The organism is Enterovibrio norvegicus FF-33, from assembly GCF_000286835.2.
Taxonomy (GTDB): domain Bacteria; phylum Pseudomonadota; class Gammaproteobacteria; order Enterobacterales; family Vibrionaceae; genus Enterovibrio; species Enterovibrio norvegicus_A.
Window position 1 is genome coordinate 1059972 of sequence record NZ_AJYD02000038.1, and the last position, 24622, is coordinate 1084593.

At 46.1% G+C, this 24622-nt stretch carries 24 protein-coding genes and 1 pseudogene; 11 read left to right on the plus strand and 14 right to left on the minus strand.

All coding sequences use genetic code 11. From position 1 onward, the window contains the following. Positions 1–116: 116 nt before the first annotated feature. The 3 genes from A1OO_RS12965 to A1OO_RS12975 form a co-directional block, all read right to left on the minus strand. On the minus strand, positions 117–1007 hold the full coding sequence (locus A1OO_RS12965; protein ID WP_017003270.1) for a LysR family transcriptional regulator: 891 nt from the start codon (positions 1005–1007) through the stop codon (positions 117–119). Positions 1008–1113: 106 nt separating this feature from the next. Then, a complete protein-coding gene (locus A1OO_RS12970) occupies positions 1114–1404 on the minus strand; it encodes a type II toxin-antitoxin system RelE family toxin (RefSeq protein WP_017003271.1) in 291 nt (96 codons plus the stop codon). Then, the gene (locus A1OO_RS12975; protein ID WP_017003272.1) at positions 1394–1642 is read right to left on the minus strand and encodes a type II toxin-antitoxin system Phd/YefM family antitoxin; all 249 of its coding nucleotides are present in this window, start codon (positions 1640–1642) and stop codon (positions 1394–1396) included. Before A1OO_RS12975 ends, A1OO_RS12970 begins: the two co-directional genes overlap by 11 nt. Positions 1643–2029: 387 nt before the next feature. Here A1OO_RS12975 and A1OO_RS12985 point away from each other — a divergent pair. Beyond that, positions 2030–2401 (plus strand): annotated as a pseudogene (locus A1OO_RS12985) (hypothetical protein). Between the two features lie 90 nt (positions 2402–2491). Here A1OO_RS12985 and A1OO_RS12990 read toward each other — a convergent pair. Beyond that, the gene (locus tag A1OO_RS12990; RefSeq protein WP_017003275.1) at positions 2492–3382 is read right to left on the minus strand and encodes an aspartoacylase; all 891 of its coding nucleotides are present in this window, start codon (positions 3380–3382) and stop codon (positions 2492–2494) included. A 106-nt stretch (positions 3383–3488) separates the two neighbouring features. Continuing rightward, positions 3489–4148 (minus strand): pyridoxamine 5'-phosphate oxidase family protein, encoded by a 660-nt coding sequence (locus tag A1OO_RS12995; protein WP_017003276.1) that lies wholly within the window; start codon positions 4146–4148, stop codon positions 3489–3491. Positions 4149–4275: 127 nt separating this feature from the next. Here A1OO_RS12995 and A1OO_RS13000 point away from each other — a divergent pair, with 127 nt between their 5' ends. Next, positions 4276–5775, plus strand: coding sequence for a PLP-dependent aminotransferase family protein (locus tag A1OO_RS13000; RefSeq protein ID WP_016960349.1), 1500 nt, complete (start codon positions 4276–4278; stop codon positions 5773–5775). Positions 5776–5777: 2 nt separating this feature from the next. Here A1OO_RS13000 and A1OO_RS13005 read toward each other — a convergent pair whose 3' ends face one another. Next, on the minus strand, positions 5778–6377 hold the full coding sequence (locus A1OO_RS13005) for a pentapeptide repeat-containing protein (protein WP_016960350.1): 600 nt from the start codon (positions 6375–6377) through the stop codon (positions 5778–5780). A 184-nt stretch (positions 6378–6561) separates the two neighbouring features. On the opposite strand from A1OO_RS13005, the gene A1OO_RS13010 reads away from it, so the two are divergent. From A1OO_RS13010 to A1OO_RS13025, 4 genes are all read left to right on the plus strand, one after another. Further along, positions 6562–7041 carry an NADAR family protein gene (locus A1OO_RS13010; protein WP_016960351.1) on the plus strand — a complete coding sequence of 160 codons (480 nt, stop codon included), beginning with the start codon at positions 6562–6564 and terminating at the stop codon, positions 7039–7041. Positions 7042–7779: 738 nt separating this feature from the next. Beyond that, positions 7780–9135 carry a sigma 54-interacting transcriptional regulator gene (locus A1OO_RS13015; RefSeq protein WP_016960352.1) on the plus strand — a complete coding sequence of 452 codons (1356 nt, stop codon included), beginning with the start codon at positions 7780–7782 and terminating at the stop codon, positions 9133–9135. Between the two features lie 249 nt (positions 9136–9384). Then, positions 9385–9693 carry a hypothetical protein gene (locus tag A1OO_RS13020; protein ID WP_016960353.1) on the plus strand — a complete coding sequence of 103 codons (309 nt, stop codon included), beginning with the start codon at positions 9385–9387 and terminating at the stop codon, positions 9691–9693. Positions 9694–9875: 182 nt separating this feature from the next. Then, positions 9876–10583: a UTRA domain-containing protein gene (locus A1OO_RS13025; RefSeq protein ID WP_017003277.1), complete on the plus strand. Its 708-nt coding sequence runs from the start codon at positions 9876–9878 to the stop codon at positions 10581–10583. A gap of 70 nt (positions 10584–10653) precedes the next feature. Here the strand turns inward: A1OO_RS13025 and A1OO_RS13030 are convergent, their stop codons facing one another. The 4 genes from A1OO_RS13030 to A1OO_RS23595 all read right to left on the minus strand — a co-directional run bounded on the left by A1OO_RS13030 (position 10654) and on the right by A1OO_RS23595 (position 14898). Continuing rightward, entirely contained in the window at positions 10654–11043 is a 390-nt protein-coding gene (locus tag A1OO_RS13030) for a response regulator (protein WP_016960355.1), read from the minus strand. Between the two features lie 172 nt (positions 11044–11215). After that, positions 11216–12499: a glycosyltransferase family 4 protein gene (locus A1OO_RS13035; protein ID WP_347230842.1), complete on the minus strand. Its 1284-nt coding sequence runs from the start codon at positions 12497–12499 to the stop codon at positions 11216–11218. Between the two features lie 132 nt (positions 12500–12631). Continuing rightward, positions 12632–14479, minus strand: coding sequence for a GGDEF domain-containing protein (locus A1OO_RS13040; RefSeq protein ID WP_017003279.1), 1848 nt, complete (start codon positions 14477–14479; stop codon positions 12632–12634). Positions 14480–14727: 248 nt separating this feature from the next. Further along, positions 14728–14898: a hypothetical protein gene (locus tag A1OO_RS23595; protein ID WP_016960358.1), complete on the minus strand. Its 171-nt coding sequence runs from the start codon at positions 14896–14898 to the stop codon at positions 14728–14730. A gap of 259 nt (positions 14899–15157) precedes the next feature. Between A1OO_RS23595 and A1OO_RS13045 the strand changes: the two genes are divergently transcribed. Then, positions 15158–15505 carry a hypothetical protein gene (locus A1OO_RS13045; protein WP_016960359.1) on the plus strand — a complete coding sequence of 116 codons (348 nt, stop codon included), beginning with the start codon at positions 15158–15160 and terminating at the stop codon, positions 15503–15505. A 153-nt stretch (positions 15506–15658) separates the two neighbouring features. Here A1OO_RS13045 and arsJ read toward each other — a convergent pair whose 3' ends face one another. Further along, positions 15659–16888: an organoarsenical effux MFS transporter ArsJ gene (gene arsJ, locus A1OO_RS13050; RefSeq protein WP_017003280.1), complete on the minus strand. Its 1230-nt coding sequence runs from the start codon at positions 16886–16888 to the stop codon at positions 15659–15661. A 13-nt stretch (positions 16889–16901) separates the two neighbouring features. Further along, positions 16902–17915 (minus strand): ArsJ-associated glyceraldehyde-3-phosphate dehydrogenase, encoded by a 1014-nt coding sequence (locus A1OO_RS13055; RefSeq protein ID WP_016960361.1) that lies wholly within the window; start codon positions 17913–17915, stop codon positions 16902–16904. Positions 17916–18376: 461 nt separating this feature from the next. On the opposite strand from A1OO_RS13055, the gene A1OO_RS13060 reads away from it, so the two are divergent. Further along, positions 18377–18745: a hypothetical protein gene (locus tag A1OO_RS13060; RefSeq protein ID WP_016960362.1), complete on the plus strand. Its 369-nt coding sequence runs from the start codon at positions 18377–18379 to the stop codon at positions 18743–18745. Positions 18746–18964: 219 nt separating this feature from the next. After that, positions 18965–20491, plus strand: coding sequence for a sensor domain-containing diguanylate cyclase (locus A1OO_RS13065; RefSeq protein ID WP_017003281.1), 1527 nt, complete (start codon positions 18965–18967; stop codon positions 20489–20491). Positions 20492–20514: 23 nt separating this feature from the next. Here A1OO_RS13065 and A1OO_RS13070 read toward each other — a convergent pair whose 3' ends face one another. Together A1OO_RS13070 and A1OO_RS13075 are read right to left on the minus strand one after the other, a co-directional pair. Then, the gene (locus tag A1OO_RS13070; protein WP_017003282.1) at positions 20515–21084 is read right to left on the minus strand and encodes a DUF6151 family protein; all 570 of its coding nucleotides are present in this window, start codon (positions 21082–21084) and stop codon (positions 20515–20517) included. A gap of 117 nt (positions 21085–21201) precedes the next feature. Next, positions 21202–22374 (minus strand): GNAT family N-acetyltransferase, encoded by a 1173-nt coding sequence (locus tag A1OO_RS13075; RefSeq protein WP_017003283.1) that lies wholly within the window; start codon positions 22372–22374, stop codon positions 21202–21204. A gap of 343 nt (positions 22375–22717) precedes the next feature. Here A1OO_RS13075 and A1OO_RS13080 point away from each other — a divergent pair, with 343 nt between their 5' ends. Further along, a complete protein-coding gene (locus A1OO_RS13080) occupies positions 22718–23353 on the plus strand; it encodes a 2OG-Fe dioxygenase family protein (protein WP_016960366.1) in 636 nt (211 codons plus the stop codon). Beyond that, complete coding sequence (locus tag A1OO_RS13085; protein WP_017003284.1) at positions 23331–24572, plus strand: cysteine desulfurase-like protein; 1242 nt, start codon at positions 23331–23333, stop codon at positions 24570–24572. The genes A1OO_RS13080 and A1OO_RS13085 overlap by 23 nt, the downstream gene beginning before the upstream one ends. The last annotated feature ends 50 nt before the right edge of the window (positions 24573–24622 follow it).

Here is a 24622-nt window from a genome sequence, read left to right on the forward strand (position 1 = left end):
GCTTTTCAGCTTACGGAAGGGGAGCGGGAGGCGATATAGACAGAAATTCAAAGTGGCTTTGCAAAAATGCAAAGCAGGAACATTAGGCGAGTGGAGGCTCTATAAACAAGAATTTGTCAGCAAGGATTATCCAGTAAGAAATCTTTAAATTTACTGGCGACGGGCGAGGCGACACTGGCTGGGTGGTAATACAGATTCAAACTCCAAGTGCTGGTGTTAAAGTCTTGCAGCAAGGGAATTAGCGCTCCGCTTTCGACCGCTCCTTGCGTCACAAATTGCGGCAGGTAAGCAATGCCCGCCCCTTGGGAGACGCCACGAAGCAAGAGGTCGCTGTCGTTTACTTCAATGGTTTTTGGCACTTTCAGCACGATGTTTTCAACGCCTTTTTGGAAGATCCATTCGTTGCTGCCAGTGAGTGTGGTGGCGACCAGACAAGCGTGATCGTGTAAATCTTCTGGCTGGGTTGGCAGGCCTTGTTGCTCTGTGTATTGCGGTGAAGCCACCACCACAAACGGAGAAGCCAACAGTTCCCTTTTTACCAGCAGCAAATCCTTTTCACGGTAGCCCTGAAAGCGGGCGTTGGCACTGATCATCAAATCGCTAGTGCTGGCATGGTCGAGAGCCCAAGGCGTGACGTTGATGTTGAAGGTCACTTTCGGGTTGAGTCGGGTGTACTCGGTGATTTTGTCCATCAAATAGTGGTTGGCATAAACCGGTGTACAGGCAATGTTGATGTGGCCTTTTTCATGATCCTGAAAGCCTGCTAGCTTTTGACTAATGCGCTCTGCTTTGTCGACAATCGGCGAGAACTCTTCATAGAGAGTCTGACCCGCCTGTGTGGCTTCCAATAGGCGGTTTGAACGATGGCACAGCGTGGTGCCGAAATGTTGTTCCAACTCTTGAAGCCAACGGCTTCCCGCAGAGACGGAGACATTGAACTGACGCGCCGCAGAAGAGATAGAACCTGTGCGGATCACGTAGATAAAGAATGCCATTTTATCGAGCATGAAATCTCTCCGAGGCTGTTTGGGTATATGCTAAATCCCTTTGTAACGTCCACTTTCCTTTGTCATGGGAGCGTGCTTCACATCTTGAGCGGGCGTTATACCGTAATCAATCATCTAACCTTTTCGTCGCTTTACGGTATACATCGCTACGTTCGCGTTTTCCGACTGCTAAGACGGTTACAATGATGACATCGTCTTCAACTTTGTAGACGAGACGGTAGCCTGATTGACGCAGCTTGATTTTATATATGTTGTCAGCCCCAGAGAGTTTTGAAGCCGGAACATGTGGGTTATCTAAGCGCTCGATTAGCTTTTTCTTAAATTGCTGTTGCAGAGTAGAGCCAAGCTTTTTCCACTCTTTGAGTGCGCTCTTTTTAAAGTCGAGTCTATAGGTCATCAATATCTACCGAAATGCTCTCTTCAGATTCACGCTCTCTCGCAATAGCTAATAGTTCAAGATCTTCGAGTCTGTCCATCATCATTTCGTACGCTTCGGCAGGTACGCAATAAAATGCTGGCTCATTTCGGTTCAATACAGCAACAGGTTCACCGTGAGCACTCGTTGCAACTTTCATCGGGTTAGCTTTCAACTCAGTAATGCTTGCAGCAACATCGGCTAAAATTCTAGCGGTCATTTAATCGGTCTCTAAATTGGTCTTTGTGTTGGTCATCTTAGCCTCAACCAAGCGGTTTAACAAGTTGCTTACGAGTGATTCGCAACGCGTGTTATTTTTGGTTTTGCTGCGCCAGCAGCCAATGCTCTCGAACAACAAAGCTGTCTACCTCGTTCTGTCACTTTCGCCATTAAGGTATTGCTTACGGCAAACACATATTGAAGGCCTCATACTGCGGTCTCACCGCTGCCTGTATTTCCCCAATCTCGCTTAACATCGTCCTGCGTGGCTTTAGAGAATCGTGCACTGGCTTCGGGGGCGGCAATCCTATCTTCCGAACCTATTGAGATAGTATTTTCCAAAAAACGCTCATAATCTTGCTTCAAAACACTTAACGAAAAACTATCCATGACTAATTTTCAATATTACTTTCATCAAGCGCCTTGTTTTAACTCTAAAAATACCAAAGTAAGCACCGATCTTGGTTGGTTGACTGCGGCGATGAAAGAGGATGTCGTTGCACAAATGGCAGCGATTGTTGCTCAAGGCAAGGTTGAGCCAGAGTTTTCGGTGAACGTGACGTGTACAAAAGAGGAAGCGCGCGATTACTTACTGCTTAATTTCTAAGGTTACTCAGAAGAAGACCTTGCGAGCCAAGTGAAAGCGGAAGACGAGCAAGAAGTGGCGGATGAAATCGCAGAGCTTTTAGCAGAAGGTAACGACGCCGTTTTTGAACATGAAATCTCACTGCAAAGTTGCAATGATTGCGACATTGACTAAGCGTTAAGCAACGCGAAAACATGTGCTTCGCACAAAACAAAAAGCGCCGTTTTTACACGGCGCTTTTTTCACACTCGAATCCATGAACGCTTAGCGAATCACATCAATTTCGACTTTCTTACCCAGCGACATCGCAAGGTTGTTGTCGTAATACGCGGCTTCATTGATGAAATGCGGGTAAGCATCGTAATCGCCTTCCCAGCAGACTTCGGTGCCGTCAAACAGGGTGAAGATAGGGTCGCCGTTACGCAGTACGGTGAAGTCAGCATCTTGTACATTCTTATGTACCATACCAAGGCGTTCACCCTCTTCACTTTCAGGTAATTTGAGCGTCTCTTCGTAGCGGTAGGCAGAAACGGTGGCTGGCAGTTCAGGCACTTCGTTCTTGTTGAACAACTCGACAAAATCCAGAATGTGGGCGGTCATTTCGTCCATCCAATCCAGCACATCTTGGCGCACCACTGACTGAGATTGCGGGCCAATTTCTACGATGATGCCTTGGTCTGCGATTGAGCAGAGGAAGTAATGCTCTTCGACCGAACAATGGTCTTCAAACAGAATCACGGCGTTGGCCATACGGGCAGACACATACGCGGCTAGCTGGGTGTTAAACGCATCTGCTTTCAGCAAAATGATGGTCGGGCCCATGTTGCTGGTGGTGTTGTGCAGGTCGATAACCAAATCAGTACGGGCATTGCCTTTTGGGCCAAGCTGAGCGTTGATCACTTTGGCACGGCTTTGCTCGTAATTGCTTAATTCCATGTTCGCGAGATCGGCAGGAAGGAACTGTCGGTTGAGATCGCAATCAAGATAACGTTTGTTATCGCGAAAGCCATTAGGGTTAGCAAAGAGTGTTTCCGTTTCAAAGCTGGCGCGGCGAATAAGCGCAGGGGAAGCCTGCCACTTTTTAAGAAGATAAATACCGCTGAATTCGTTGCCGTGGGTACCGCCGACAATGGCTACCCGATTGAATGTGCTCATCCTTGTCCTCTCCTGATAGACGAAAATTCAATATATCAGGGAGATGAGCAATCCCCAAGCGCTTCGACATACTTGAGGAGTGCATAATCATTCAATAATCGTATGGTTACTCGTCATGCCAACGGCCTTTGTACGCACTTGAGTAGTCTGGTACGTCGGTAATTTTGTTGTCAGACGTTGGTTCCAACGGCCCGACAACAGTGCGAAATGGCAAAATACCTGCCCACACATCAATGTCCATGTCCGCCAAATCATCGTTTACGCCATGACGTCCAATTTTTACCGAGGTTTCATCCAGCGGCATCACCAGCATTTCTGTGGCGGTGAGTTCTTTCTCGTTGCCGGGGCGCGCTTCTTTGCTTCGCCCTGGGGCGATTTGCTCAAGAAACGCATCCAGTGCGATGGATTTTTCGCCGTTGTCTTCCACCACAGAAAAGCGGCCAAAAGCCATGGCGCAGCGATAATGCGCACTGTGATGAAACGCAGAGCGTGCCAATACCCATGCATCCAGAATTGAGAACGTCATGCTGCATGGCTCACCATTTTTAAGGTGCTTCAGCATTTGGCTGTTTTTCGCGCCATGAATATAGATGTTGTTGCCGATACGCCATGCAAGCATAGGGATGACAGTAGGGCCGCGTTTGTCATTGAACGCGACGTGCGCGAGTTTGGATTCATCAATGATGCTGTAAAGCGCTTCTTGGTCTTTCACCGCTTTGTGTGCGCCTTTTCTTACGCGTGTTCTTTCTGTTGTTCCTACTGTCATAACCTTTCCCTTCTTTTGGCGCTGTTTTGCGTTTGTTTGTCCGTTGACTTGCAATTTACGGATAAACTGGCACCTTAAATAGAGCCAGTTTGAATAACTCAATAGATCCAATTTGAGGCGAGATGAGATGCAACCCATTGATATCGGTGATTTACGCTTGGATGCGAGCAATACGTCTAAGCAAAGTGCCTTGTACCTTGCGATTCAAAACAAGATTTTGAATGGCCTGTGGCCAACGAACGGACGTTTACCTGCCACGCGCTTGTTGGCGGAAGAACTGCGTGTGAGCCGAAACACGGTGACTGCCGTGTATGAGCAATTGAAAGCAGAAGGCTACATTGAGAGCCGTCGTGGAGCGGGGTATTTCATTCAATGGGCAATGCCTGATCAGTATTTACATACAAATATCAACAGCGAGCGCCAGTGCTCACTGGAAACCAAATGCGTTGTTGATGATAGGGAAGAAAAGCGACCGCCTTTTGATGCACATGTTAGAAACCGACCTTTCGCCCCCGGAGTGCCCGATCTTGCGCAATTTCCTTACAAGAAGTGGGCAAGATCGCTGCAATGTCATTTTCAACGTTCAATACTCGGCGGGCAGAATGACATTCAAGGGAATCTCGCGCTTCGCCAAGCGCTGAGCGACTATCTTTCACTCAGCCGTTCGGTGGATGCCTCGCCGCAACGCATTATTATTACTGTTGGCGCACAGCAAGCGCTCTATATTGCCATCAACGCGATCCTCGAAGCGGGTGAAAAGGTGATGATGGAAAACCCCGGTTACGCGCAAATGCGGAAGGTGCTTGATCGCAGCAACATTGATGTGTCCTACATGCCTGTTGATGCGATAACAGGGGCAGATATTTCATTGCTCGATAAGTTTGATGGCAAGGCGGTGTACCTGACTCCGAGCAATCAATACCCCATGGGAACAAGTTTAAACACCAATGACAGGATGCGATGCATTGAGTGGGCAACGCAGAAAACCCAAGGGGAGCAAGCAAGGTGGATCATCGAAGATGATTACGACAGTGAATTCCAATTCGCGAATCGTCCCTATCCTTCACTTCAAGGTTTGGCAACCAAGTTTCATGGTGACGCCGCTAATGTCATTTATGTTGGTACATTCAGTAAAACCCTGCTGCCTGCGATCCGTGTCGGCTACATGGTGGTGCCAGAATCTCTCGTCGAGAAATGCTTGAGCGTGAAAGATGCCATCGGCGGCGACACTGCCATGCACATTGAAGAAGTCTTGGCGGAGTTTATCGCGGAAGGGGATTACCTTCGCCATATCCGAAAAATGCGGACCTTGTATCAAGAAAAACAGCGGGTATTTGTCGAAGCCTTACATCAACATTTTGGCGACGAAGTGGAAGTGATCAGCCAAGCGGCGGGGTTGCATGTTACATTTCGTTGGCAAGGTGGATTAACCGCGCTAGAAGCCAAAGCGTTGTTAGAAGAAAAGGGAGTTACGATCCGCACATTGCTGTTTTACTGCGATGCCGACTCAGTGAGTGACATGCCCGAGTGGATGCAGCGAACTTTGGTAGCAGGGTTTGGCAACAGTTCGCTGGATGATATCCGCCAAGGCGTGAAGAAACTGGCAGAGTGTTTTTCTTGCCAGTAGGTTTAGTCCACTAATTCAATGCCAAGTGCTTCGAGCAGATAAAGGGCTTCGTAGCGGGAAAATTTAGCGGCATTGACGTTGTTGTCCAGCACGCTCAACGAGACATTGGTGGATTCAGTCAAATCGGCATTTTGAAGATTGGTGCGCATAAACACACTGTTGGTGAAATCGCAGTAAGTCATTGACGAATCAGTAAAATCACCTTCACGAAAATCGGCATCGTGTAGCTTACATTCTTTGAGGTTTAGCCCTCTGAGTGTTAAGCCAAAAAACGAGGTATCGTTCATGATGCACTTAGAAAATGTCATATCGGCATCAACACGATAGGCAGGCCATTCCGCAAAAGTCCAATCAACCCCAACCAATTTACATTCACTAAACGTAACGTCAGAGAAGCGAGAGTGATTCACTTTCATCAAACTAAGATTACAGCGCGTGAAGGTACAGTTTATGAACTTGCAGCGTCGAAAAGCGGATTCAGATAACTGACAGTCTCGAAACTCACACTCTTCAAATTCAGTGCTATCAAGGGTTTGGCTGGACAATTCAAGCTTATCGAAAGTTTGGTCGTAGTATTCGAAATGGCTTTGTAGATGCTGCATTTTCACCTCAATGAGTGAGCAATTAGACGTGGTATTTAAGCATTACATGCTGAAAAGTCGATATAAATTTCAATGTCATGTGAATGTTTACTGTTTCCCCTATGACGTTAAAGACGTGAGTGCTCAATGTTCATCCTTTAACTATGATTAGAGACAGCCAACAACATAAAAATAGGCTGCGCTAATGACCAACACGATCTGTTTTTACGAACCGGACGAGGCCTACGGCTTTCTTTCGAACTTCTATGGCGCACCATTACGCATAGACGGGAAGGCGTGGTTAACGTCAGAACATTACTATCAGGCGTGTAAGTTTGAAAGTATGGCATTGCAACAAAAAATCCAATGCGCGCTGACACCTGATGAAGCTTTTTCATTGAGTCGTGAATTTAACCGTGAAGTGAAAAGTGATTGGTTAGATATACGTTGTGATGTCATGCGCCATGTTGTGGGGCAAAAATTTCAACAACATGCCGATCTCGCTCTAAAACTGGCTTCAACTTATCCTGCGGATTTGGTGGAATGTTCACATTGTGATGCATTTTGGGGGACGGGAAAGAGCGGTGATGGCTTTAATAAGCTCGGTCATATTTTGATGGATGTCAGACATCAAATTCTTGTTCAAGACGTACTTTTGAGCAACCCTGGAACACATCATTGTTAAGGATTATTGTTAGGTAGATAGACATCAAATAACATCAACTTCCCGCAACATCTGCGTTCATATACGCCATTCAATATCAAAGAAAAGTGACTACAAAATAAGAATTAATCGTAATTCCTAGGTTTGCACTGCCCGACTTTTTTTCACGCTGCTAGAGTGGTTATCGAGCGTTTAAAGTCTCGATGATTGTGTTACTCACTCATGCATTTGAATGAAAAAAGTGCTCGCTACCTACTTTAATAACAAAGGCGATAATCAACACTTTTACTCGGGACTTAGGGTGCCAGTGCAGATTAAGCACCGATGAGTTCTAACACAGCCACGGACCTTTTAGCGCTCAGACTGCTGTTGATTTAATTTTCCTGATACGGGAATTGCGTTAATCAAACAGCTTCTATCAACATAATCTAACGTGGTGCGTGTGAATTGCGCTACCAGCCCTTTCAGAATTCGCCCTATGCCTGAAAGTGTACCCATTGTTTTAATCAAGATTGTTTTTAATTAAGAAAGTGGCACCAGTGACTTTAATCGACTGGCAGAGGTAACACGAGAGTAGAGTTCGGGGGAAATGATTGAACCCAAATACCTGAATGTGCTTACCCGTTGGATCTGATGCGCCAAAAAGGCAAAAAACACGGATTTACGTGTTGCTTCCGAATGCGAATGTTTCAGTTTGTTCGCGCTTGGCCTGAGGCATTTTCAAACTCACGGTGCTAATTACCCTATAAGGTGAGATCCATGGTTGATACCCATCAAAGTTTGGCCTCTCAATTGCAAGAAGCGTTGCTTATTGTCGAGGATGACCCATACGCACAGAAGAAACTCTGCCAAGCATTAGAAAGTGAAGGCTCGATACTCACCGCGCATTCATTGAGTGTGTCAGCGGCGTTGCAGCAACTGTTAACGTCGGTTGTGGTTATTGGACGATGTGATGCCAATACATTGTCGTTGATGAAGGAAATTCTCTCTTTTGCACCTCGCACAAAAGTGCTGGTTGTGGTGAACACAGAGAACGATGGTGATGCGGTTTTAGCGTTGGAATCTGGCGCGTTTGATATTATCGAACAACCGTTTAGTGATGAACTATTGAGGTTATTGGTTCGTCGCGCGCGACATATCGGGCAACTAGAGCGGGAAGTAGATCGCCTGAAAAGCTATGAGCGTCGGCAAGAGTCTATTCTTGGTGGCAGTCCGCAAATGATGCAGTTACTGCGCATGGTTGATCGTGTGTCCTTGACGGATATCAACGTGTTGATTTATGGCGAAAGTGGTACGGGCAAAGCGTTGTTGGCAAGAGCTATCCATGATCGTAGTCCGCGTAGCGAGAAGCCTTTTATCACTATCAACTGCGCGTCCATTCCTGAAGAATTGCTTGAAAATGAACTATTTGGTATAGAGAGCGATACCTTAGGTGTTCGTCGTGTCAAAGTGGGCAAAATCGAAGCCGCTCATGGCGGCACCTTGTTCTTAGATGAAATCGGGGACATGCCTTTGCATGTTCAAGCCAAGGTGTTGCGCTTTGTGCAAGATCGCGTGGTTGACCGAATTTCTGGCCAGCGCTCAATCCCTGTTGATGTAAAGATCGTCTGTGCAACGCATCAAGATCTCAAGCAACGTTGTTCTGAAAAGCGCTTCAGAGAAGATTTATTGCACCGGATTGGTGACGTGCCCATCACTATCCCGCCTCTTAGAGAGCGTGGAGACGACGTGTTGTTACTGGCTAAAACGTTTTTGCTTCAGTTCAACCAATCCATGAATCGCAGCATATCGGGGTTTAGCGACGATGCATTGGAAGCCTTGTTGACGCACATGTGGCCAGGAAACGTGCGAGAACTTCAAAACAAAGTGAAGTCTGCCGTGATCATGGCTGATGGTAATCAAATCTCGGCCTCAGATCTGGCGTTAACGAAAGAGCAAAAAAAAGATTCTGGGCTACCACTCAATATCCGTCAGGTCAGAGAAGAAGCGGAGCGCCAAGCAGTGACGCGTGCGTTGGCACGAGCTGAAGGCAATATGTCGCAAACAGCCAATCTTCTTGGTGTCTCTCGCCCGACGCTATATACCTTAATTGAAAAGTACGCGCTGCAGCGCTAAAGGAGTACATGTATAGCAACGGGTTGGGCATGTTCGTCTTGATTATGAGAGCTCGGGGTAAATAGCCTTTCATTCTCAATGGGCTTATCGCTAAAGCATATACAGTGAATATAAGGCAACGAATTTGTCGAATGTTCCCCACCTTGTTTTCTTTGTCCGTTAATGGGAGTGCGTTTCGGGAAGGTTGTCTTGTTCGTGTGAGGTAGTCATCTCACGCTTATGTCAGCGAAAATGACGTGGAGTAGTAGAATGAAAGTAGCTGAATTGGTTGATAGTAATTTGGTACTAAAAGCTGAAGTTGATGTGTGCATAGCGGACAATTTCTCTCTCGATATATGCAGTTATGAATCGGGTGATCAGCTTGTTATTTTCAGCCCCAATACTGAAGACGTGCTTATCTGCGATAGTGCCACCAGTGTTTTCCTTTCCCTTATTGAAAAGAACCTTCCACTTGGCGCGGCACTTTCAGCGTTGTCAGTCTGCGAGCCAGAATATGCAAAAAGGTTATTGCATGAGCTTGAACGCATGGAAATCATAAAGCTAAATGGCGTGCGTTGACGCTAACCATCCCTTCTTGTCTATGCCCGAGTAAACTCTCGCTGAACAAGCACTTTGAGGTTGCAGGGTATAGATATAAACAAAGACGTAAGTAAGCACCTGATCTTTCTCCTCTAAGCTGTAATCTTTTAATAGCTGCGGTATGCTGAGTCTATTGTTAATCGCTGAGCGAAGCCGCAACCTTGCAATACATTCGAATCAAAGACGCGATCAAAGAGCAGATCCAAAGCGGGCAATTGGCGGCGGGTCAAAAGCTGCCTTCAGAACGAAAACTGGCAGACACCTTTAAAACGACGCGTGTCACGCTGAGAGAAGCGCTTTCACTATTGGAAACAGATGGCCTGATCTACCGTGAAGATAGACGTGGGTGGTTCATTTCACACCGTGCACTGCATTTGGATCTCTCATTGCCTTTTGTGTTTTCATCGGTTGCCAGCGCCCAAGGCCGCGTACCTTCCATCGAAGTTCATCGTGCTGAAAGTGTGATGGCGAATCATGAGAGTACGACATACCTATCACTGCTACCGTTTACGGAAGTGTTTAATATTGGCCGTATTCATCGTCTTGATGGAAGGGCTGTAATGTACGCTGATCATTATGTTCGCGCGGAGCGACTGCCTAACTTGCTCCAGCACCCACTGGATGGAAATTTGGCAGAACTCTATCGAGAGAACTGGCAGCTCAACATCAGTAAATGCTGCTACACCGTACGATCCTCGACATTTGATGCGCTGATAGCAACAACGATAAAATCAACCGTTGGGGCGCCCTCATTGCGTATCTCTCGTGTGCATATTGATGAGGCAGGCGTTGCGCAGGAATATGTGATCGAACATTGGCGACACAACGCGATTTCGTTAGATATGACGGTCGGATTTGGTGATAGCTGACTTTAGATTGAATGCTCACATCTTGTAGATAGAGTGGGATTTCTTGCTGTTATGGTCGAAATGCTTTGCGCTACTTCGTTTGGGCTCTGAGTTGCTGCTGGCGCTCGATACGCTGAATTTGTTTTTGCAGCGTCGCCGCATTGAAGGGTTTCACAACAAAGCCATTAACGCCATGTTGAATCAACTCTTTTACCCGCTCTTTATCCTGCTCACAGGACACAATGAGGACTGGGGTTTGTTTTAGTCTTTCGTCACAACGCACTTCTTTGAGTAGCTCTCTGCCATCCATCTTTGGCATGTTCAGGTCCGTGATGAGCAATCCATAACTGTTCTTCTTCAACATTTGAAAGGCTTGCCATCCGTTGGTGGCTTCCTCCAAATCTAAATAGCCAATGCTTCTCAGTAAATTAAGCATGACGTGCCTCATGGATGTCATGTCATCCACGACCAGAATTTTCATCGTTGAGCATTACCTTTATATTGGCTTCCTGAATAAAATATAGCCTAACACTCAGTAACTTCGAGAAGTGCTCCCAAGTGAGCTTGGTTGTATATTGGGCAGGTTGACTGACATCCTAGATATTCAGGGGCATAGCTGGCATTAACACCCCTATTTTTATTCATTGAAAATTTTACGGATGTGACTGTGTTGGACGGGGGTTGGGCCTAGGAGACCTTGTTGAACCTTCGGCTTTCAAGGTTGAATTCGCCAAATCGTAGAGCATACCGAAGCGAGAATGATAGGTAGGCTGGCAATGAAAATCCTGAATATAACGTCGCGCTGCTCGGCCGATTTTTAAGCGTTTGTTGTTGTCAGAAAATAGCTCTAGCAGCTGATCTTGTAGCATATTGGTTTCGGAATCGGTCGACCAATAAAGTGGATGGTCAACATCAGCATATTCACTATCAGTTCGATGGGATGCAATTGGGAGTCCCATCGACATGGCTTCCAATACTGAAGTGTCATGCTGCTCAGGGCGTAAACAGACAAAGGCATCGATATGTGTATGAAAAAGATAATTATCCTTTAAGTGGCCACAAAAACGGATTTGTTCTTCTGCGACATTCTTACCTTCAAAACCACGGCGTAGCCTATTTAAGTGGGGGCTATTGCCGGAGACAAGCAGCAAGGTTTGTTGCTTGAACGTCGGCGAGCGCATGCACGCTGCAAAATACTCGTCGAAAAATGCTTCTAGTTTGCTTTTTCTTTGTCCGGACACATCGACGCCGATAACGAATCGGTGTGTTGGAACAGGAACGGTACCGACAAAATGATTAGTCACATTGGTGTCAATGACTTTCAATGAAGGGCAGTATTTTCGGCTATCTACGCCACAGCGAATAAGCTGCAGTTTGTCTTTTGGGATATTTGCTACTTGGTTAAGCCACGCCTTATCCTTGTCTGATTGTGCAATGACAAAGTCAGAGGAGTAGGAAAGCGTTCGATGCATCCATTGGCGAAACCAAGCGTTAAGCCCCTTGCTTTTTTCCACGTTATTTTGATACATGTGCAGCTTAACGGGCACGTTTTGCCTGCGCGCGACCCATTGTATTGGAAATGTCTTATCACCATAGGTTTGGCAAACATGAGGTTTAAGCGCCACGAGTACTTTATGGCATTCTCTTAGCCGTCTGGGTAGCGATCCTTTTAAGTCTAACTCTAAAAAACTTGCGTGGTGAGGAAGTGTTTGCGCTGAAAGTATTTTTGATTTTTTCAATACGATCAGTGTGTGCTCAAAGTAGGGTTGTGGAAAGTGACGGATGTTCGAAAAGACCTGATCATTTTGCATCGCATCGCTCAACGAGCTGACAACGTGGCAGATATGGAGTGGCTGCGGTCTGACAGACACCATCGGGAACCTCATGCTCATGCGAAAAACGTTGAGTAATAGTCGCACAGTTGCAAGAGGCAACATTTCCGATTTCAGAGACAACGACAAAAAAAGCAACGCGCGATGTCTTGAACGACGTTGGTGTTGTGCGCGTAGGTAGGTGTCATTGAGCGAGGAAAAAAATGGAATCGCGATAAAGGCAGTGCCCGCTAGGCGTTATTGGGGTTCTTTATCAAGAGGAAGGTAAGGTTGTAAAATCGCGCGATTTCTTCCTCCGTGCTTTGCTTTGTACAAGCATTGATCAGCGGCTTCCAGTAGTTGGTTGGGCTGAGTATCTGCGGTGGGTTCGCAGGTAATGCCACCGATACTGATGGTGATAATGCCGCTACTGGTGCTCCCTTGGTGGGAGACGCAAAGATCACGCACTGCTTGGCAAAGTTGCCAAGCCACTTTTTGTGTTTTTTCGAGGTCGCTGTTAGGTAGCATCAAGGAAAATTCTTCACCACCAAAACGCGCGAGTGGTGCATCCCATTGCTTCGCAATACCACTCATTGCTTGAGCAACGCGAGACAGCACTTTGTCGCCTTGCAAGTGACCATAAATGTCGTTGTAGGCTTTAAAATGATCGATATCTATCATCATGACAGACAGCATGGATTGGTCATCCACTGTGTCATACAACGCAGCGCTTAATTGGCGGCTAAATGGCCGACGATTCAACAAATGTGTCAGATCATCGGTTTCAGCTTCCACACGTAGTCTTTCATTGGCCATGATCAGCTCTTCTTGAAGTTCAGCCATCGCATAGTGATCGCGCTCGCGAATCGTCAGCTCACTGAGCATGGTGGCAAAACGTGTCAGTAAGAGGCTTTTGTTCTCATTCCAAGTGAGAGAGCGGTGATTGTTGGTTGCAGCGAGTATACCAAAGCTCTTGCGTCCATCTGTAAGGGGGAACATTGCCAAGCTATGTATGCCGACGTCTTTGAGGAAATCGAGCTCTGCAAGTGCGTCTTCCTCGAAATTATCGACATCAACCAGCGCCACATTCTGTGCCGCCATGAGCCAGCGTTTCACTTTGAACATATCGCTGAAATCAATTGGGGGCTGCTCGCTGCTTTCGGGATAAGAAGCACGATATAGGATGTTGTCGTGATCGAATGAAAGCCAGAAAATATGGTCTGATCCAAGCAGTTCTGCCATTTGAGGCATACAACATCGAACATCATGTTCAACGTTGGTTTTGTGGCCTTTCAACAGTCTGAGTGATAAATCTGCGAGCAGTTTATTGGCGAGATTTTGCCATTCAATAGCTTGAGTGCGGGCAGTGACTTCCTCTACCAGTAGCGATTTGTGTTGTTTTAACGTGCGTTCTTTTAATCGCTTTTCAATGGAATCAGCTCGTATGCGCATATAGAGTTCTTGCACCGATCTCGCCACTTGTCCTAGTTCATCTTGGTGATGAGTCAGCGAGTGTGGGATAGCAAATTTGTTGACTTTATTAAGGTCAATTTTGTCTATATTTTCGACTAATGACTTCACGCGAGTAATACACGTTTTGCCAATGATCATCAGAAGTAGCATTGCTACCAGTAAAGCTTCAACAAGGTAAACCAGTGCCGCGGGGATGGCATCGCGTAACGCGCTATTTTCAATTTCTTCAAGGTTTAAATAGATGTCGAGTTGGCCAATACTCTCGCCTTGAGTGACAAGTGGGTATTTTTTGTATCTTCCATCTTTCCGGCTTCGTGTAATGTTGTCAGCCCAATATTGCTCTCCATCTATGCTCGTTAAATGGACGTTTTTCACAAATGGCATATCTGCAAGGCTTTGAAGCTGATGAAGAAGTAAGGACGTGTCTTCTTTTTTTAGTGAATAACGAATGGTAGATAAAGAGCTGTCTGCTCTTTTTTCTAGCAATGAAACGGTCAAAGAATAGGTGTTCGTATAATTGATGTGTAGCTGCAAGCAGATAGAGACAACAGCGAAAGTTAAGCTTAAACCTAGGACCAGTGCGGATAATTTAGCTTGGATACTTTGGCGCGTATTAAGAAAGGTTTTTGGCATGCAAGGCTCATCATAATTAACAGAACGCTGTTACTCGCAGCAGTTTACCGCAATAAATAGTCAACTCTGGCTTAAAAAATCACCAATGAGTTATTTAGCGCACTGATCGAATGGAAAACCATCGGATATAAATAAATTGTTACATTAAGGTAGCTTTCATTGGCCTCAATAATCAACGAAGTGTGAGTTTTATGACCTTGGATTTTTAACCTTTTCTGTTTTCTGCACGAGTAGACCGTATTTCTATTTTATTGTTGCTTGTCTTGTAATACGCAAATTCTATGGCTGCCAGCATGAGTTTGTTTCCCCATGTCTAAGCATGCATCCAGATGGGTGAATTTTTGATATTCGACACCCAGTACAAATGCGCCGATGACGAGCACTACAACGATAATCCATCTAAAAATGTTTAACTTCATGTAAGCTGTCGCTCCTTTGATATGCCATTAGCGCTAAGTATAAACAGGTATCTGTACTTGGATTGCATTATGGAAACTGTCTCGGGTTACTGTACAGAATTATGTTCTGGATCATTAGACCCAGATTTACGAAAAAGAAAGAATAGATACTAATGAAAACAACAATTTATTTTGTAGTGGATTTATGGCAGCAATGAAATCTGGCTCTATACTCAGATCTTGTACACATCAGGTTTTCACATGAAGAAGAGATACCACATTGAAAACTAGAAAACGAATTCGAAAGTTCTTTCCACTAGACTTTTATGGCGCAGACAGAGGTTGGCGATTCGTCATTCGAGCGTATAACACATCTGAAGTTTTTGATGCGTTAATGTGGCGCTCTTACCTTTCGGTACGCAGACAAGATTTCAATTTGTTACGCCTTGCCGTCGAAACATTTTCCTACGTCAGTGATTATTCTGAAGGACATGTCGCTGAAATCTCTGGATCACATGGCACATTGATGCGCGTTAAAATGCTCGGGCCGGTTGTAGAAGTTGGCGCATTGAACAAGGCCTACTTGGAAAAGAAGCGCATAAACGCTGATTGCTGCCCAGTTGGGTAACTATGCTTATTGTTAGGGGCCGTTGCACCAGGTTCTCACCCATGCGATAGCAAAAAAGCCGAGTTTGAAACTCGGCTTTGTTGTTTGTGATATTGCTTTTTGACGGGCAGACTTTCTGAACAAGGAAACCAATGCCTAGTGAGATGAGTGTGGCTAGGATGGCACTGACATTTTTTTGTCTGTAGCGGGTAGCCAGTGCGATATCACACAGGTTATGCCAAGCATTGCGCACGAAACCCATAAGCAGGCAACCAAGCCATAGTGTTGATAAATCCAGCCAGATAGCAGAGTTCCTAGTAACCTTCCCATCGCATTCGCCATGTAATAGAACCCAACATCTAAAGATACGCCGTCTTCACGTGCATAGCTGACAATAAGATAGCTGTGAAGCGATGAGTTAACGGCGAAGATGGCGCCAAATATCAGAAGGCCAGCAACAAGGCTAATTTGCGGTGTAATGTTGTTCATTAGGGCAAGCGCAATGAGTCCGGGGATCACGGTTAAAACGCCGACCCAGATCATGGCCGCACGCCCATCGGGTACTCTCCCTGATGTTCTTGCCGTTATCTTGGGTGCAAACCCCTGAACAACACCATATCCAATCACCCAAAGTGCCAGGAAACCGCCAACGGTCCAGTGATCCCAGCCAAATTGACTGGCAAGGAACACAGGAAGTGCGACCACAAACCAGACATCACGTGCGCCAAATAGGAACATACGCGCCGCAGAAAGTACGTTTATGGGGGCACTCTTGGAAAATAGCTGGGTAAATTTTGGTTTGTTCTTTGCTTGTCCTATTTCGGATTTTAGGAAAAACAAGCTACCTAACCAAACCATTGTCAATGCGCCGGCCATGATGAGCACAGAGCCTTGGAATCCAACCAATGAAAGCAATGCACCACCGAGAAAAAAACCCGCTCCTTTCAGTGCATTTTTTGAACCGGTAAGTACTGCAATCCACTTATATAACGTGCCTTCGGCATTTGTAGGAACCAGCGCCTTAACCGCACTCTTTGCGCTCATTTTGTTTAGATCTTTGGCAATGCCTGAAAGGGCTTGTGCCGCCATGACCCAGCCAACAGTCAATATGCTTGATGGCACCATTAGCATCGCCAGAGCAACAATTTGAAGCCCTAAGCCTATGTTCATGGTGCGGTTCAAACCAATATGTGCACCTAGCCAGCCACCCACTAAGTTGGTGACAACACCAAAGAATTCATAGAACACAAACAGCAATGCAATATCGAGAGGGCTGTAACCCAAACTATGAAAATGGAGGACAACCAGCATTCTCAATGCGCCATCGGTGAGGGTGAAAGCCCAGTAGTTACCGGTGACGACTAGGTACTGTTTTAGTTCTGATGAAAGTGCAGCAAACGGCATGGTTTGCAAACTCCTATTGTGCTTTGTCGATGCGGCCGACCATCAATGCGAGTTCGGCGGTACGGTTTGCATAGCCCCACTCATTGTCGTACCAAACGTAAAGTTTAACTTGTGTGCCGTTGATCACCATGGTTGAAAGCGCGTCGATCGTGCCTGAGCGAGGGTCAGTGCGATAGTCGATAGACACTAGCGGACGTTCTTCGAAGCCCAAGATGTCCTTTAGCGGCCCTTCAGCAGCGGCTTTCAGCATCTGATTTACTTCTTGCTCGCTGGTTGGGCGGCTAACTTCAAACACGCAATCAGTCAGTGAAGCATTGGTCAATGGAACGCGCACGGCATGGCCATTTAGCTTGCCTTTTAGCTCCGGGAATATGTGTGTAATAGCGGTGGCTGAGCCTGTGGTGGTAGGAATGAGTGAGGTACCACACGCACGGGCACGACGAAGGTCTTTATGCGGCGCATCAATAATAGTCTGCGTATTAGTAATATCGTGAATGGTTGTCATTGAACCATGAACGATACCCAATTGCTCATGGATAACTTTCACCACGGGTGCAAGACAGTTTGTGGTGCAAGATGCTGCGGTCACAATGCGATGATCATCTGGAACATATTGATCATGGTTAACACCCATGACCACATTAAGTACGCCATCTTCTTTCACTGGCGCAGTCACTACAACACGCTTTACACCTTGCTCTAAATAGGTGTTTAGCAGTGCCTTTGTCTTCATTTGCCCCGATGCTTCAATCACTAAATCACAGCCAGACCAATCGGTATCTCCAATGGCGCGGTTTTGGCTGCATTGAATCACGGTGTCACCCACGATGATTTGATTGTCTTGCGCTTTGGCTTCGTGGTGCCAACGACCGTGCACAGAGTCGAAGTTGGCTAAGTGAGCCAGTGTTGCCGCATCGCCAGCTGGATCGTTAATGGCGACAAATTCTACGTCACTTTGATCGAATGCTGCACGGAAAGAGAGGCGTCCCATCCGTCCAAATCCATTGATACCGATTTTGATAGTCATGCTTTGTCCTTATCATTCACACTGAAAGCTTTAATATTTGGAAAATCATATATACGAAATAACATATGTAAAGTGAAGATTTGTTGACAAGGTATGAAGCAGGGTAGAGAAAGCTGAAAAATGTGGCGTGTTATCTCCTATGAAATATCACGCTTACCGATAAGAAGTGGCGAGAATGGCTCCCTAAAGGTATTAATCATGTCTGAATCGCATATTTTTAAATCATAATCGTAACAATATGTTTCCATCGGTAACAAATGCACAAGTTGTTAACGTGCGGAAGTATGTCTAAGTGATAGAAAAACCGCAAGATAGCTTCTGCTAATACCCTGAATTGGCGTTATTATGTTGCAGGGTTGTAACATTTGGCGTTTTAGCACTCTGCGCAAAACTATGTAAAAATAGACCCAAGCGAGCAAATATTGCTCAACCCTCTATTAACCCTTTATGTAGGAGTAGAAATGGCCTTTTTCGCGGTTGTTTTTCTGTCTGTTGTTGGTGGCATCCTTGCTGGTGATCATTTTCACTCGTACATGGTGGGCTTTTCACTAGCGACACTGGCCGTTGGTTGTTGTTACTGGCTGAGTTTTCGCCATACCAACTACCCACAACTTGCGCTTCTTATGCTTTGCTCGGGATTTGCCGTAAAAATGGGCATTACGGTATTCGGTGTGATGTGGAGTTTGGAACGTGACCTGCTGACATCGCCATTTGTTTTTGCGTTGTCATACCTATTCTTCTCCTTGGTAGCGACATACGGTTACTTTAAATACCGAGAATATGTTGGTAAACGTATTGAAGCGGTGAAAACCAGCCTTCAAAGCAGCTAGTAGCTAGCGGCTAAATATAGAATATCCAGTTATGAAGGTGGCTTATGCCACCTTCATTGTTTGTACCCTCCGCAATGTATTACCCACACTATTTGTACTAACCCCTTTGCCTGTTCGTGCCTGTCTTTGCACATTCGTTCCGTCTATATACTCAAGCTTGTGAATGAATATCTACTACAATTTAAGTGGCTCAAAAATAAGACTAAGTGTCAGGTATACATGGCAAACAAAACCCTTAACACCATTCTCATTCTTCTGTGTGTTGCTATGTTGGCAACGTCTGTTGGGTACAGCGTTCATCAGGCGAATCACGTCGAAAAGCTCAATGATGAATGGCATTCAGAAACTCAACAGCAATTGAATGTGGCGCTGGAATTTGAAGCATTAGAGAGAGCATTCGGTTATCTGGGCTTCATACATCATTTCAAAAACTACGTGTTGAGGCGGACTGATTACTACTACGTTGAAGCCACGAAAAGTTATTGGGAAGCCAATGAGGCATTGCTCAATCTTCTATTGGTCGATCTCCCTAACTCTGACGTCAATGACATCATTACGATTCAAGGCACATTGAATGCGTATTTTAAAAACCTCAATTATGTCTATTTGGAACTGAAATTAGAATCGGCAGTTGATGTCGATAAGCGCGTAAGGGTCGACGACAATAACGCGAGGGAAGCATTAATTAGACTACGAGCAGGGGTAGTTACGAATCTTTCCAAGCACAATCAAAATGCCAACTCTAGAGATGAGAGTAAAAGCACGTGGTCGTACGTTTCCACCTCACTTCCGCTATTCGTCATTGTATTTCTCGCCATTATTGTTTCTGTGGTTGCCCGCCAGATGTCTCATCGCCAGCGTGAAACCAATGCTATCTTCAATTTTTCTCCTGACGGCTGCCTATATGCAGATTCTGAGGGGAATATTCTGCGTGCAAACAAAGGGGTAACCACGATTTTTGGTTATAGCCTGACAGAGTTAACGTCGATGAAAGTGGAAGATCTGATGGATGAATCATTGCGTCAGGATCATGTTTTACATAGAGAAGACTTTTCCAAGATAAGCCGCACACGATTGATGTCAGATTCAACCACCGAAGTGAAAGGGAAAACGAAATTTGGAAATGCTAAGCCATTATCGATTGCTATTTCTTCGTTTGAATATGATAAAACTTATCGAAATATCGCCATTATTCGGGATTTGTCGGCCCAAAATAAAACGGAAAATGATCCTCAATACGATCTGCTGACCAGCCTTCGAAGTCGACGTGCGATGGAACAATTGATGGACGTGGAAGTGAAGCGTGCAAAGCGGTATGGAAGAAATATGTCAGTGCTGTTGATCAATATCGATGACTTCAAAACGCTTAATGATAACGAGGGGCATACTGCGGGAGATGAAGGTTTGGTGATGGCGGCGGATCACTTACGGAATGTGTTTAGGACTGTCGATCATATTGGCCGATGGGGCGGAGACGAGTTTCTTGTCGTTTGTCCTGAACTGGATGCTGAAGATGCGATCTACCTTGCGGATCGTGTTTGCATGCGATTTGCGAAGTTACCGTTCCCCTGGGACACAAAACTCACAATGAGTATTGGGATCTCTTCAATGTCGCCTACTCGTGCGTCGGGTTCACTTGAAACCTTGTTTGATGAAGCGGATCAAGCTTTGTATTCGGCCAAAGCACAGGGGAGAAATCGGCAACAACACTTTAGAGAGTTGCGCCGACCTAAGCTGGTGAACTAAGTGCGTTAGCAATCCCTTGGGGTCTACCGTTCAATTTGGTCGGGCTTGGCCACTGCTCGGCCCTGGTCATCAAAAAAAGGCGTGGGGACGTTAGTGCCTTTTATCTTGTTTTTCAGCATAAACGACATGACCGCCATGAGTGATGAAGCAGAAAACTTAGGATGTGGATTTGTTGGCGGTGTGCCCTTGGCAAATTTCCCCATCACGTAGCATTTTACTGGGCCCAAAGCCGCTTCCTTGCCATCATCATGGATCGCTGTTGTTGGTATACCCGCAAATGGCATTTTTCGACTAATCGTATTAGCGATAGGTGAATGGCAACAGGCCGTATAAAAGCGATAAACCCCTTTGGGTGTCATTCGCATACAACGTAATTGGTCAGCGCCTTGGTGAATATCAACTTGCGCGGGAGCAAGTTGGAATAATTCAGTACCACCCCATTCATCTAACCACTTTCCTCCAGCATCCAGACGGTTGGCAAACCCTTGGCAGTCATCGCAATAACACACCAAATGGTTGCCTGTTTTAGGCGAGACATTTTTTACAGTGCCTTGTAATGTGCCACATTCACAACGCAGTGTGAGATCGGTCATTGTGCAGTCCTTTGTCGATTAGATAGTTGAAATAATACCTAATTTAATCCGTCGTTAAGGTTGAAAAAATCACCAAATTCCATCACTCATTGCCATTGATCAAGGTCATTCATAAACTTAGATTAGATCAGAACGATAAGGTAAATGGGTCTTTGCATCGTCAAGGTACTGCTTTATCAACGTATGCTCCCGCTGCAAATAGTCGCCAATGGCTTGATGAAATCCTTGATGCTGCAAGTAATGCGCTGAATAGGTGTAAACAGGCTCAAACCCACGCATCAGTTTGTGTTCGCCTTGTGCGCCAGCATCAAATCGCTCAAGGTCATGCTGGATGCAATATTCAATGCCTTGGTAATAGCAAAGTTCAAAGTGCAGGTTTTCATATTCAGCCAAGCAGCCCCAATATCGACCGTAAAGGGTATCGGACGATTTGAAATACAAAGCGCCAGCCACTGGCTCGTCGTTGACGTATGCAAGAGCAAGCACCAAGCTTTTTCCCAGTGATGCCCCAATGCGTTCGAAGAACGCCTGATTGAGATAGCCTGTATGTCCCGAACGTTTCAGATAAGTACGTTGATAAAAGCGGTAAAACGTTGCCCAGTCGGAGGGTGCGGCGGTATCTCCATCCAGCATTTTTACATCGACACATTGATCGCCAATGCTCTTTCGCTCTTTGCGAATATTCTTGCGTCGACGCGACGTCAGCGTGGCAAGGAAATCATCAAACGTCAGGTAGTTTCGATTAAACCAGTGGAACTGCACGGCGCGTCGTTCCAGAAATCCGCGTTGAGTGAGCGAGGGTAAATTCGCCTGCTTAGGGAAAAGAATATGTGCACCGGAGCAGCCGATTTGGTCTATGAGCGAGCGCATGCCCCCTAACAGATAAGTCGTGATTTCCTGTAGGTCTTCACCCTCGACAATAAGCAAGCGTGGACCGGCAGCAGGCGTGAAGGGGATGGCACAAACTAGTTTTGGGTAATATTCAATCCCCGCGTCTTCGTAGGCTTCGGCCCAAGACCAATCAAAGACATATTCGCCATAAGGATGGCTCTTAACAAAGCATGGCATGGCACCGACAAGGGTGTTGCCTCTATAAACCGTGAGATATTGCGCCGCCCAACCACTTTTGTGGCCAATGGCCTCACTTTTCTCTAGTGCGACAAAGAAGGCATGACGGGCAAATGGGTAGTCATCCTTCAGTAGGGAATTCCATTCGTCTTCTTTGAACGCATCAATTGTCGGGACTGCCCGACACGTCAAATTCTCTGTGTCGCTTTGTTTGTTGTCCATGTTGATGTTTGATGTCCTTTGAGATGAATACGCATCTTGGTTGAGCTTCTACTGAAATACAACCCACAGACATGGAGGGTATTTGGGGCCTTTTGGGTGCTCTTGGTAATACACACTGATTAGGTACCAATGCCCGTTAATAGTATTAAGGGTGGTACAAAATTCCAACGATGACATCAGAAGCAATGGAATATGCCAGTTCTGGGTAGGTGTGATATTTAATACTGGTTAATCAGTCTTTATTGGCGTTTTGCTCTTGTTTGTTGAGTGATATGTGGCATAAGATTTCATTAACAATCTGATAACAGGTTGGGGTTTTGTTACGGTTTACAAGGAATGAGAGATGCAAAACAAATTTCTGATCGAAGCCTTCCAAACACCTGATGCGGTGTCACAAACCTTGCTACCTTACTTTTCGAGGTTGAGCAAAGACCCTTATGTCGACAGTGATGTGCGCTTTAGAAGCTATGCGCGTTTTGCGATCGACACGGAGGGAGAGATCATGCGCTTGCCTCATAAAGCCTTCATGCAATCTTCGGATGTAAATCGTGTGGTTGGCGATGTTGAGCGTCATTTCGCCCCGATGGATGATGGCATGGTGACCTTGCCTGAATTCGCTCATCTTTTGAGATCATTCACTGCTGCAACAGGGTTAGAGCATACCGGCGGTGAGGTTGATGTTCATCAGATCCGTGTGACATGTTCAGCGCAAGATACCAGCGCTCCAGCGCCTGAGGGGATTCATCAAGATGGCTTCCGCTTTGTTGGTATTTTTTGCGTGCAGAGACAAAACATCGCAGGCGGTTTTACGCAGATATTTACATCTCCCGTTGAACAACATCCTCATCTCAATACGGTATTAGAACCCAATCAATTCGTTATTATTGATGACCAACGCTATTACCATCACATATCAGAAACGCTCTCGAGCGAATCTGGGCAGGAGGGGGTACGTGATGTCTTCGTCTTTACCGCTTAATCAAGAAACCGTTAAATCGCTGCGCCGTCAATTTCCTGCACTGCAACGTAAGATTGATGATTTGCTCCCCGTCTATCTTGATGGACCCGGCGGCACGCAACTGCCCGACTCTGTTATCGATGCCTTTGGTGATTATCTTCGTGCTGGTAATTCTAACCTTGGTGGCAAGTTTCATGTGAGTGAGGAAACGGTGTCATTGGTTGAACATGCACGAGCAAGTGCGGCTTCGCTGGTGGGAGCCGCCTCGGCGAGTGAAATTTTCTTTGGCCCAAATATGACGTCTGTGACGTTTTCCTTCAGCCGCGCCTTGAGCCAACAATGGCTGCCAGGCGATGAAGTGATCGTCTCAGTGGCGGACCATGGTGCCAATCGATCCAGTTGGGTCATGGCGGCGCAAGATCGAGATGTGCAGGTGCACTATTTGCCAGTGAAAGATCATCGTGGTGAGTTGGATGTAGATGCGTTGGACGAATTGCTGAGTGGAAAGACAAAACTGGTTGCGCTGACGGCGGCAAGCAACATTACGGGCACAATAACTGACCTAAAAACAGTGATAGAAAAATGCCACAAGGTAGGGGCAAAAGTGTTTATTGATGCGGTTCATTTGTTTCCTCATCAATTGGTTGACGTGCAGGCGTTAGATGTGGATTTCCTCGCCGGTTCTGCCTACAAATTTTATGGGCCACACCTTGGTTTTCTGTATGGAAAAGCCCAGTGGCTATCATCGATTAAGCCCTATAAAGTCGAGCCCGCACCGACTTATGCCCCTCACTGCTGGGAGACAGGAACACTCAATTTCGAAGCGCTGAGTGCGTTTGTGGCCACTGTGGAGTATCTCGCGTCGTTAGGCGAGGGGGACACGCTTCGAAACCGACTCGCATCGGGTTACGACAACCTTCATCAGTACGAAGCATCACTGTCTGCTTACTTTTTGAACCAATTGGTATTGATAGAGAATGTGCAACTGTTTGGCCTGCCACAAGCCGAAGGGCGAACAGCGACGTTTGCGCTTCGCTTCGGTGAGCGAGACCCCGCAGAGATTGCGTCAGCGCTCGGCAAGCGTCAGATCTATGTGTGGAGTGGGCATTTGTACGCCGACAAGCTCACGGACGCGTTTGGTGTCACAGACAAAGGCGGTATTCTTCGTGTCGGCTTAATGCACTACAACACAATAGAAGAAATTGACCGTTTCTTTGAGGCTTTGAAAGCGGTGCTTTGATTACCATGTCTGGAACTAAGGCGTAAAAAAGCCGACATGATGTCGGCTTC

Coding starts and splice junctions, on each gene's coding strand:
- A1OO_RS12965 (WP_017003270.1), bottom strand. CDS start 1,007: ATGCTCGATAAAATGGCATTCTTTATCTACGTGATCCGCACAGGTTCT.
- A1OO_RS12970 (WP_017003271.1), bottom strand. CDS start 1,404: ATGACCTATAGACTCGACTTTAAAAAGAGCGCACTCAAAGAGTGGAAA.
- A1OO_RS12975 (WP_017003272.1), bottom strand. CDS start 1,642: ATGACCGCTAGAATTTTAGCCGATGTTGCTGCAAGCATTACTGAGTTG.
- A1OO_RS12990 (WP_017003275.1), bottom strand. CDS start 3,382: ATGAGCACATTCAATCGGGTAGCCATTGTCGGCGGTACCCACGGCAAC.
- A1OO_RS12995 (WP_017003276.1), bottom strand. CDS start 4,148: ATGACAGTAGGAACAACAGAAAGAACACGCGTAAGAAAAGGCGCACAC.
- A1OO_RS13000 (WP_016960349.1), top strand. CDS start 4,276: ATGCAACCCATTGATATCGGTGATTTACGCTTGGATGCGAGCAATACG.
- A1OO_RS13005 (WP_016960350.1), bottom strand. CDS start 6,377: ATGCAGCATCTACAAAGCCATTTCGAATACTACGACCAAACTTTCGAT.
- A1OO_RS13010 (WP_016960351.1), top strand. CDS start 6,562: ATGACCAACACGATCTGTTTTTACGAACCGGACGAGGCCTACGGCTTT.
- A1OO_RS13015 (WP_016960352.1), top strand. CDS start 7,780: ATGGTTGATACCCATCAAAGTTTGGCCTCTCAATTGCAAGAAGCGTTG.
- A1OO_RS13020 (WP_016960353.1), top strand. CDS start 9,385: ATGAAAGTAGCTGAATTGGTTGATAGTAATTTGGTACTAAAAGCTGAA.
- A1OO_RS13030 (WP_016960355.1), bottom strand. CDS start 11,043: ATGAAAATTCTGGTCGTGGATGACATGACATCCATGAGGCACGTCATG.
- A1OO_RS13035 (WP_347230842.1), bottom strand. CDS start 12,499: ATGTTGCCTCTTGCAACTGTGCGACTATTACTCAACGTTTTTCGCATG.
- A1OO_RS13040 (WP_017003279.1), bottom strand. CDS start 14,479: ATGCCAAAAACCTTTCTTAATACGCGCCAAAGTATCCAAGCTAAATTA.
- A1OO_RS23595 (WP_016960358.1), bottom strand. CDS start 14,898: ATGAAGTTAAACATTTTTAGATGGATTATCGTTGTAGTGCTCGTCATC.
- arsJ (WP_017003280.1), bottom strand. CDS start 16,888: ATGCCGTTTGCTGCACTTTCATCAGAACTAAAACAGTACCTAGTCGTC.
- A1OO_RS13055 (WP_016960361.1), bottom strand. CDS start 17,915: ATGACTATCAAAATCGGTATCAATGGATTTGGACGGATGGGACGCCTC.
- A1OO_RS13060 (WP_016960362.1), top strand. CDS start 18,377: ATGGCCTTTTTCGCGGTTGTTTTTCTGTCTGTTGTTGGTGGCATCCTT.
- A1OO_RS13065 (WP_017003281.1), top strand. CDS start 18,965: ATGGCAAACAAAACCCTTAACACCATTCTCATTCTTCTGTGTGTTGCT.
- A1OO_RS13070 (WP_017003282.1), bottom strand. CDS start 21,084: ATGACCGATCTCACACTGCGTTGTGAATGTGGCACATTACAAGGCACT.
- A1OO_RS13075 (WP_017003283.1), bottom strand. CDS start 22,374: ATGGACAACAAACAAAGCGACACAGAGAATTTGACGTGTCGGGCAGTC.
- A1OO_RS13080 (WP_016960366.1), top strand. CDS start 22,718: ATGCAAAACAAATTTCTGATCGAAGCCTTCCAAACACCTGATGCGGTG.
- A1OO_RS13085 (WP_017003284.1), top strand. CDS start 23,331: ATGTCTTCGTCTTTACCGCTTAATCAAGAAACCGTTAAATCGCTGCGC.